The organism is Anaerococcus sp. NML200574 (assembly GCF_026131665.1).
GTDB classification, from domain to species: Bacteria; Bacillota; Clostridia; order Tissierellales; family Peptoniphilaceae; genus Anaerococcus; species Anaerococcus kampingae.
In genome coordinates this window covers 1-10,088 of record NZ_JAMXSM010000044.1, presented here as the reverse complement: position 1 = coordinate 10,088, position 10,088 = coordinate 1, and the positions used below count along the sequence as shown (strand labels likewise).

Annotated in this window: 10 protein-coding genes and 3 pseudogenes; all 13 read left to right on the top strand. The window is 28.8% G+C overall.

The annotated features are described in order from the left end of the window. Nucleotides 1-131: 131 nt before the first annotated feature. Nucleotides 132-269: a hypothetical protein gene (locus NH286_RS10065; RefSeq protein WP_162832783.1), complete on the top strand. Its 138-nt coding sequence runs from the start codon at nt 132-134 to the stop codon at nt 267-269. A 55-nt stretch (nt 270-324) separates the two neighbouring features. Further along, on the top strand, nt 325-2,145 hold the full coding sequence (locus NH286_RS10060) for a recombinase family protein (protein ID WP_265238662.1): 1,821 nt from the start codon (nt 325-327) through the stop codon (nt 2,143-2,145). 594 nt (nt 2,146-2,739) lie between these two features. After that, nucleotides 2,740-3,688 (top strand): annotated as a pseudogene (locus NH286_RS10055) (IS3 family transposase); the annotation flags it as partial. A 398-nt stretch (nt 3,689-4,086) separates the two neighbouring features. After that, the gene (locus tag NH286_RS10050) at nt 4,087-4,566 is read left to right on the top strand and encodes a Csac_0668 family 2Fe-2S cluster-binding (seleno)protein (RefSeq protein WP_265238660.1); all 480 of its coding nucleotides are present in this window, start codon (nt 4,087-4,089) and stop codon (nt 4,564-4,566) included. Nucleotides 4,567-4,882: 316 nt separating this feature from the next. Further along, entirely contained in the window at nt 4,883-5,590 is a 708-nt protein-coding gene (locus tag NH286_RS10045; protein WP_265238658.1) for a hypothetical protein, read from the top strand. Between the two features lie 357 nt (nt 5,591-5,947). After that, on the top strand, nt 5,948-6,106 hold the full coding sequence (locus NH286_RS10040; protein WP_234025828.1) for a hypothetical protein: 159 nt from the start codon (nt 5,948-5,950) through the stop codon (nt 6,104-6,106). A 422-nt stretch (nt 6,107-6,528) separates the two neighbouring features. Beyond that, a complete protein-coding gene (locus NH286_RS10035) occupies nt 6,529-6,750 on the top strand; it encodes a DUF3784 domain-containing protein (RefSeq protein WP_106460492.1) in 222 nt (73 codons plus the stop codon). A gap of 593 nt (nt 6,751-7,343) precedes the next feature. Next, nucleotides 7,344-7,637 (top strand): hypothetical protein, encoded by a 294-nt coding sequence (locus NH286_RS10030; RefSeq protein ID WP_234025827.1) that lies wholly within the window; start codon nt 7,344-7,346, stop codon nt 7,635-7,637. A gap of 91 nt (nt 7,638-7,728) precedes the next feature. After that, complete coding sequence (locus NH286_RS10025; RefSeq protein WP_106460491.1) at nt 7,729-8,871, top strand: helix-turn-helix domain-containing protein; 1,143 nt, start codon at nt 7,729-7,731, stop codon at nt 8,869-8,871. Between the two features lie 63 nt (nt 8,872-8,934). Continuing rightward, a pseudogene (locus tag NH286_RS10020) lies at nt 8,935-9,246 on the top strand (23S rRNA (uracil-5-)-methyltransferase RumA); the annotation flags it as partial. A 23-nt stretch (nt 9,247-9,269) separates the two neighbouring features. Continuing rightward, nucleotides 9,270-9,506 (top strand): annotated as a pseudogene (locus tag NH286_RS10015) (CD1845 family protein); the annotation flags it as partial. Nucleotides 9,507-9,525: 19 nt separating this feature from the next. Further along, the gene (locus NH286_RS10010) at nt 9,526-9,696 is read left to right on the top strand and encodes a hypothetical protein (protein ID WP_321160853.1); all 171 of its coding nucleotides are present in this window, start codon (nt 9,526-9,528) and stop codon (nt 9,694-9,696) included. 47 nt (nt 9,697-9,743) lie between these two features. Then, on the top strand, nt 9,744-10,088 hold a 345-nt coding region (locus NH286_RS10005), incomplete at its 3' end, for a hypothetical protein (RefSeq protein ID WP_265238652.1).

The following is a 10,088-nucleotide window of genomic DNA, read 5'->3' as shown; positions in this document are numbered from 1 at the left end:
AATTTAGGAAGACTAGCTTCAAGGAGGTTAACTACGACCTCTATCTATACAATTATTATCCCATAAGAAAGTGGGATTGAGAACAAAATGTAGTATTTATTACTACAACTATAATATACGAGGAGGTTATTATGAAAGCAATAAAAGTTTATAGCATGAGAGTTGCTATGTTATGTAGACTTTATGATCTTAAATTAATTAATGATAAGGAATATACAAAAATAAAAAATAGAATAGAAAATGATTATAAGAAGAGAGATAGAAAGTAATTGTTCTTGTGATATAATAACACTGTAGAAAGATACAAAATGGGAAGGAGGTAAAATGAATACTAAAGTAAAATTAATAAAAGCTTCAAATACAGGAGCTAGAAATAGAAATGCACTACGTTTAGATTTAAAACGCGTTGCAGCATATTGTAGAGTAAGTACAGATAATAAAGATCAACTTGAATCATATAAATCGCAAGTTGATTATTACACAAATCTAATAAAAAATAATAAGAACTGGACTCTGGCTGGTATATATGCAGATGAAGCAACCACAGGAACAACTGCTACTAAAAGAGCAGATTTTATGAGACTAATTAGTGATTGTCAAAATGGAGATATAGACATGATAATTACTAAATCTATATCAAGATTTGCAAGAAATACATTAGATACTTTGAAATATGTAAGACTGCTAAAGGAAAATAATGTTGGTGTAGTATTTGAAGAAGAAAATATAGATACTTTGACAATGGATGGAGAGTTACTATTAACAATATTAAGTTCAGTAGCTCAACAAGAAGTAGAAAATACCTCAGCCCATGTAAAAAAAGGACTGAAAATGAAAATGGAAAAAGGGGAACTTATTGGTTTTCAAGGTTGTCTTGGATATGATTACGACCCTACAACAAAAAGTATCTCTATAAATGAAGAAGAAGCTAAAATTGTTAGATACATCTTTAAAAGATATTTAGAGGGCAATGGTGGCTCAGTCATTGGCAGGGAACTAGAAGAGCAAGGATATCTCACTCCGAGAGGTAAAACAAAATGGTCTGATACTACAGTGTTAGGAATAATTAAAAATGAAAAGTATATTGGAGATATACTAATGGGAAAGACCTTCACAGTTGATCCCATAACAAAAAGAAGACTAGCAAATTTTGGAGAATCTGATAAATATCACATCGAAAATCATCACGAGCCAATTATATCAAAAGAAGACTTTGAAAAGGCTCAGGAGATTAGACTCAGGAGAGCACAAAATAGAAACACCATTGCTAACAAGGATAGAAAAAGAGAAAAACTATCAAGGCAATATGCTTTTTCAAGTATGCTTGAATGTGGATTTTGTGGTGAAATACTGTCAAGAAGAACTTGGCACACAAGTTCAATTTACAAAAAAATTAACTGGCAATGTGTAAAATCAACAAAAAAAGGTAAAAAATATTGTCCTCATTCAAAGGGAATACAAGAAGCAGCAATAGAAAAAGCATTTGTTGAAAGCTATAGGCAATTATGCCATGCAGATTCAACAGTAATAGATGACTTTTTAAAAATTGTAGAAGAAGAAATAAATGATAATACTTTAGTCAAAGATTTGAAAAAGTTAGAAAACCAATTAAACAGAATCATTAGTCAAGAAAGAAAGTTAGTTGATCTTCATTTAGAAGATAGTATAGACGAAGAAGTTTATGCTAAAAAGTATAAAAAACTTACAAAACAAAAAGAAGAATTACTTGATGAAAAGAAAACACTAGAGCTAACTATCAAAGATGAAAACTCTATTAAAGAAAGACTAAAGCAATTTAAAAAGGTCTTAGAAAACAAAGAAATTATAGAGGAATTTAACAGAACAGTATTTGAAAGCATTGTTGATAAAGTCGTAGTGGGTAGAATTGACAAAGACGGAACAGTTCATCCATATGACCTGACATTCTATTTCAAAACAGGAGTTAAAGATAGTCAAGATTCTAATAACTTTAAAGATAAAAGAAAAAATGCTAAAGATAATGATATTAATAAATTGTGCTCCTACAAGAATGACGAGGAGAATAAATTATGTTCCCAAGCAAAAGACAACGCATGTGGAGACGGTAGCTCTGTTGTCCAAACTAAATACAGAACATCATTTAGATATAGAAATAGGGGAAGATGAATTATCTGAAATTGACTTTTCAAAAGACGCAACTTATGGAGAAATTAAAAAGTATGTGTTAGATAAATACGGACTAAAAGTTTCAAGCCTATATATTGCACAAATAAAAAGGAAACATGGTCTAATATAGAGAGAAAATTATAATTTAAGTAAGAAAGAAAATCAAAGAGTGTCAAATTGCCCAGAAGAAAAAGAAAAAGCAATCGAAGATTCTTTAGAGCATTTTGGAATGATTTAAATAATATCTAAGATTGAAAATTTTAAAATTAAGACTTAAAACTTTAAGATTAAAAAGATATGTACTTCTTATATAACCTAAGAAGATTAATTGAAAATCAGGGGAACGATGATGGTAAAATAAAAAATTTTAACAACTAAAGAAGAATTAGGCATTATTGCCAAAGAGGTTTTTATGAAGTTAAAAATACTGAAAAAGACTTGTTAGAATTGAAAATTTTAGATCATTGTGTAGGGTTTCGTGTCATAATAGTGATAGAGGCAAATAGTTATGTAAATATAAAGAGTTCAAGACTTCTACCAAAGTTTAAAACTCAAAAAATAAATAGTTGGTGTGCTGCTTAGAGTAACCATTTTGATAATGTGGATGCGAAACAAAAAGAGATAATCAGACTTCGTAAAAAATTGAAACAGGTTGAAATGGAGAATGATATTTTAAAGCAAGCTGCACTAATGTTAGGCAAAAAATAGACCTCATTATCTCGAACCGAGATAAATATAGCATTAGTGCAATGTGTAGACTACTTGGGGTCACAAGAAGTTTAGTCTATTATCATTTGAACAAAGAAAAAGATGTGAAATTAGATGAAGATGAAAAACTAATAGAAGAAATAAAAGAAATATTCAGAAGAAGTAGAAACAACTATGGAACACGCAAAATAAAAAAAAACTAGGGAAAATTGGATATAAAATATCGAGAAGAAAAATAGGCCGAATAATGAAGAAAAATGGCCTAGTCTCAAACTATACAGTAGCACAATATAAAGTAATAAGATCCAAATGCAACGAAGAAGACATCCCTAACCTTTTAAATAGATAATTTGACAATAGAGACTATTTAGAAGCAATAGTAAGCGACCTAACATATGTAAGAGTAGGAAAAACATGGAATTATATATGTTTAATAATAGACTTAAACAGCCGTGAAATAATAGGATACTCATCAGGTAAAAACAAAGATGCAAATCTAGTAGCAGAAGCATTTTACTCAATAAGGCAGCCACTAAATCGTATAAAAATATTTCACACAGACAGAGGAAGAGAATTTAAAAATATAAAAATAGAAGAAATATTAAAGGTATTTGGGATAAAAAGATCGCTAAGTAAAAAAGGAAGCCCATATGATAACGCAGTAAGCGAAGCAGTCAATAAAGTAATGAAGACAGAATTCATATATCAGGAGAACTTTACTAATTTCCAAGAACTTAATCTAAAATTAGCAGAATACGTATATTGGTATAATAACCTAAGAATTCATGGATCTTTAGGATATAAAACACCAGTAGAATATAGAAAAGCAGAATAAAAAGCTCTGGAAGTTTCATAAATTAAATAAAATATATGAACAGACTGTCAAGGGCAAATTTCAACGAAATTTGGGCGAAGCCTTTACCCTTGATTGTCTGAGAATATATTTTATAATCTAAAGAAACTTTCAAGCTTGATAATGTTCGGTTATAAATTGTCTAAAAAAGGGTTGCCATTCCATGTATTTGGGTTAATTAGAAGAATGCCGAGCAATGGGTAACATGACGCTGATGTGTTTATACACAAAAAAGCTACACGTGCGTTGGCTGACAACAGGGAGCTAAGTAAATTAACACCAGCTAAAATGTTTGACGCTATTAATAAATGACAAGTATATGAAATTGGTTTTACCTAGTTTAAAAAAGAAATTATAATGAAAATATGGAGGCTAAGAATATGAAGATTAATAATGAATGTTGTTGTAGATGCAAAACAGAAAAGCCGGATCAAATTAAAGACAATTGTCCTGTATGTAATAATGAAGGGATTTCCGTTAGTAAAGTAACTGTTGAACATCTAGTGGTAGATGATTATCGTAATGCTGTTAACGGAGATCAATATAAGATTTGCATGAACGAGGACTGCGACGTTGTTTACTATAACTTAGATAATGAAATAAAATTCTTGAAAGACCAAGTTAGAGTTCCTATCTGGTTTAAGAAAGATGCAGATCCTAAGTATGCTTGTTATTGTAGCGAAGTCACAGAAAATCAGGTAATTGAAGCAGTTGTAAAGCATGGCGCGAAATCCGTAAAAGAAGTAAATGCCATCACTGGGGCAATGAAAAATTCTAATTGTAAAGAAAACAATCCGTTGGGAGTTTGTTGTCATAAGATTATTCAGGAAGCTATCGATAAAGGCTTGAAAATGAAATAATTACAGTCGATATGTTCCTACAAACGAGAGCCAATCTTTGATATGTTTCCATCTACGAGCGTGGATATGTTCCCCATAACCATAGGGGTTGAGACTGTAGTGTTGATGTCAAGAATCGAAGGGAAATATCTTAAAAAGAAGGGCAATACTGTTTTTTGTAGCCTGAATAATTTAAGTTATTAAAAATAGTAGATATTGAAAAATAGATTATTAATTAATAATTACATAGGTAGTTAGTGAGTATAACATTATTGAGGTGATTCCTATTAAATATGTCATAAATAATATTGAATTTGTTATTTCTACATGTATATCAGTGCTAGCTATAATTGTTTCAGCAGTTGTTGCTAAAAATATACTAAAAAAAGAATTGAAAGAAAATAGAAAATTAGAACTTGAATTGAAAAATGCTGAAATTTTACAACAAGTAAGAAATTATAAAAACACATTAGTAATAAGACAAATAGATAACATGATAGAAATTTCTTTTGAAATAATTGATTATTTAAATGAAATTGAGAAGTTAAAGTTGTCAAATAAACTCTTTTATTTATTAGAAGACATTTCAAAAATTTCAACTAAGATTAAAAGGTATGATTTATTTCGTGAATTTATCGCTGATTATAGATTAAATACTATAAATAAATACAACTACCTTATTAAAAAAATAAATATAAAGAAACATAGATTTAAATTGTTAGAAAATACTATTGAGTTCAACAAAGTTAAGATATCAATTGAACTTCCAAAATTTGAAGAATCAATAGATTATATAATGCGTGATACTAAAATTTGCCAAAATATAATTTTAGAAACAAACAAGCTAGAGAAAAATCCATTAACTACTGATGATGACAGAATAAAATATATGAATGAAAAAATTGAAAATGAATTAAAAAATAATTTTTTTTCAGAAAAAAATAGTTATGAGATCTTATATAATCAAATGTCATACGTAATAAGATCATTATATAAATTGCAACCAGTGATATCTGAATTTATTATTGATTTTGAGGAAGACTAAAAATATATATGAGCATTTATTAATATAAAGGTTTAGGAAATGTTTGTGGATGGAAGCAATTATTTTTTTATCATCAATACTATTATATTAAATTGTGACATGGAAACTATGAAATTAAATTCTTTAAGATTTATGTATATTTTATTTAAACATTCGATTTCAAGCATATGTACAACTTAATTTTAAGTAATGCTAATGTAATAATAAAATAAATGAAAGACATTTGTAATAAGTATTTGTAATAGTAATCAATCAACCGATATTCTATAACGGCGAATTAAAAGAAATAATAAAAGAGAATATAGAAAAAGCCATCACAGGTTATAGAAGTGGTCAGATAGAAGAAATAGACAAAGAATGCTGAAGGTTCAAGAAGATTTTTTAAAAGTAGCTAATGCCAAGAAAGACTACACAGACCTTACAAACAGGGTGGAAGATTTAAGAAATGAAAAAGAAAAGATACTTCTAAATGTGGCGAAGGAAAAGAATGAACAAAGCAGACTAATGGAATTATAAGAGTTTTTAGACAATCAAAAATTAGAAATAGAAAGCTATGATGAAGAATTAGTAAGGAAATTAGTGGAAAAGATAGTAATTTATGAAGAAAATTTAAAAGAAGTTTTTAAATCTGGACTTGAGGTTGAGATAGAAAATTGACAAGAATTAAAAGTAAATATACAATATATTTAACATTACCCGATACGACCCTTATCAATGCGAACCATTGTTAGTGTATAGTATTGTTGTCAAGAAAATAGTATAAGTGTTGATTAAAGTGATAGAATAGTTAGTTTTTAGGATATAACTAATCATCAGTAAAATTTTTATGGATATATATAGGGAAAAATAAGGATATTCAAAATATAAGTAAATTACAATTTAATTTTTGAGAAATGATAAGAAGATTTGTTAACATAGGAAGTTTTAAGAGGTGCTTAATGAATTTACTAAAGATAATACTTATAATAGTGGGAGTAATTTTTACTACATTTGGATATTTGATTTATTTTAAAGAAAAATATAATTTGATTAACGGTTTTGAGGTAGATTATAAATCTGGAAGAAAGACAGAATCCTATGCTAAAAAGGTAGGATTGATAGAACTTATCATTGGCATTATCCTTATTTTAATTGGGATCTGGGTAATTATCATTAAATAGTGCCTCCTCTTTGTCTAGCTATTAATTTTTGAGGTGGTCGAAATAGATAACTAATTATATATAATCAGTTTGGAAAACTTATATGAGGAATAGAAGATTTGAAAATAGATATAAATATGTATTATAATACTCAATAGTACCCGACACGTCTCTTAGTATAATGCGAGCCAAGTCGGGTCTTTTCGTTATAAGAAGAAATAATGTGAAGAAATCTCATTAATCTCCCACATATGTAGGCAAGTGAAAATTTTATTGTTCTATAGAATAGAATAAAAGATGGCCTTATTAATTAGATTCGATGGTTTACCTAAGTTGTTTAAAAGCATGGGTAGTATGGATAGAGAATAGATGATTTTTATATAAATAGAAAGAAGATATAGTGAAATTATAGTCTTTTAGGTTTTGATTTTAAAATCTAAGAGACTATTTTTATGCTCATAATAATTTATGGAGCTAACAATATTAAAATTTAAATTATGAATTCATTTTATTATGTCTTAGATTAATTAAACTATATAAAATCAACTAAAGGGAATATTGAAAAAGCCATCACAGGTGATGGAATTAGCCAGATAGATGAAATAGACAAAGAAATGTTGAAAGTTCAAGAAGAGCTTTTAAAAGTAGCTAATGCCAAGAAATACTACACAGACCTTTCAAATAAGGTAGAAGAATTAAGGAATGAAAAAGAAAAGATACTTCTAAATGTGGCGGAAGAGAAAAATATACAAAGTAGATTAATAGAATTAGAAGAGTTTTTAGAAAAACAAGAATTAGAATTAGAAATAGAAAGTTATGATGAAGAATTGGTAAGGAAACTAGTGGATAAGATAGTGGTTTATGATGAAAAACTAAAAGTAATATTTAAATCTGGACTTGAGGTATAGATTAATTGGTAAACAGCGCATTTTATTGGGCTGTTTTTGATTTGCTTACAAATGGTATAATATAAATAATAAATATTGGTGGAGAAGGTATATGGTTGAACTAGAAGAAATATTGGAATTGATGAATCTTAGGCAAGAAGGTGGGTACTGGGATTTTAAGAAAGAATGGTATAAATCTGATAATAAAGGAAAGCAAGACTTACTTCATGATATTATTTGCATGTCTAATAATTTAGATAGTAGAGACGCTTTTATAATAATAGGTGTCAACGAAGAGGATAATTATACTGTTAGAGATATAAGTGAAGACGATGGAAGAAAAAACACTCAAAACATAGTTGATTTTCTAAAAGACAAAAAATTTGCGGGTGGTTTAAGACCAACGGTATATGTAAAAAGCTATCAAATATCAGGTAAAACAATTGATGTAATTGTGATATTGAATGACAATAATACACCATATTATTTGACAGATAACTTTCAGGGAATTAGAGCAAATCATATTTACACGAGAATTCAAGATACTAACACGCCTATAGATAGATCAGCAGATTTAGATAAAGTTGAATATTTGTGGGAAAAACGATTTGGACTAACACAATCTGCTATAAGTAGATTGGAGATATATTTAGAAGATTATGAAAACTGGGTTGATGGACCTTATGGAGAGATGCAAAAATATTATAAATATTTTCCTGAGTTTACAATCAATTATGATTTTAACGATATGAAGGATGGAATTGAGTACTATTTGTTTTCACAATATGATCAAACACCAAGCTGGATAGATATTAATTTTTATTACCATCAAACATTGTTAACTAGTATTGTAGGAAACTCTTTAGACGGTGGACGTTATGTTACGCCTAGTCCAAAAGTTGATTTTATACAAATAAATGATAATGAAAGTGAAGACGTATCCTATTGTTATTTTACAAAAGGAAGTTTTTTATATAAGTTAAATGAGTTTTTTTATCAGCAAGAAATCAGTAGTGAGTATGCAAGAACCAGACTATTTGGTGTTCTTCTATTATTTGAATCGGAAAATGAGAGAATGATATTTAAAGAATATGTTAAGAAAAATTGGTACAAAAGAGATGGATATTTAAATAATGTAAATATTCCATATATTCCGAATTTCCCTCAATACAAAGAGGGGGCATTTGTTGAAGAATATGAAAATGCAATAGTTCTCAATAAAATGTTAGAAGAATTTAGAAATAGTGCAGAATAAATATGTTCCCACATACGTGGCTTTCTTAAAAAATTAAAATTTATCCATACTGACCACTCAAGCCATGTGGAGACGGTAGCACTTTTGTCCAAACTCGATGTCGATAAACATATAGACGTTGAAATTGAGCTGGATGAGATGGATTTGACAAGTGCTGAAAGTAAGGCAACATATGCCCAAATCAAAGAATATGTTTGGAATAAATTTGAATTAAAAGTTTCGACATTATATATTGCACAGATAAAAAAGAAATGTGGAATAGAATTACGAGAACATTACAACAAGTCTAAAAAGGAGAAACAAATTATTCCACAGTGTACGCCTGAAAAAGAAGAAGCCATCATGGATGCTTTGAGACACTTCAAAATGATTTAATAGAAAAGAATGACAGCATATGACTTTCTGCATTTATTACATTTCTACTTGGTATTGGAACCGCGTTGTTGTATATCATTATGGTGTTCTGCTTATTTTGGGCGTTATTTTCTTTTATTCAAGGAGAAGTCGGAATAGGTATTTTTGGCTTGGTTATTGGTTTCCTATTTAGTCCTTACGGACTTCCGATAGTAGGAGTAAATGTGATAGCGTTTATTGAATTGATAAATGATAAAATTAAAGCGGTTTGGATAAATTAGTATTTGTCAAGGAGGGAATATGGATTTTAGTAGGATGATTCCTGAATTATCAGTTTTTGATATTAATCTGAAAAGAACTCATAGTCTAATAACAAGAGGAGCAATCTTAGAAAGCCTTATAGAAAATGTAGAAGATTTAACAGATGAAGAAATAAAAATCCTAGAAAAGCAACAAAGACAAAAGAATTAAAAAAAAACACCTAGAATAATAAGATAAAGAGGAGGTAAACTAAATTGATGAAAACACTTGGTATGTTAACAATCATCTGCTTAACAGCATCAATTATGATGGTGAATTTTATACTTATTATACCGAAATTTGGCTCGAAGCATTTTGGTGCACCCGATGATATCAAAGCTATGATGAGTAAGTTGCCAGATAAACCGATTTGGGTCAATATATTAGGCGGACTTATCATGATACTTGGATTGCTAACCATTGCAGCCGTCCTAGTCTGGGCAATTGTTGATACAGTAAAATTTAGTTTAACTTTTCAGCAAGCCTTTGTTAGATTTTTAATACTATTTGAAGGATATAAGCTTTTTGATATTATCTTTTTTGATTATCTCATGCTTACCAAG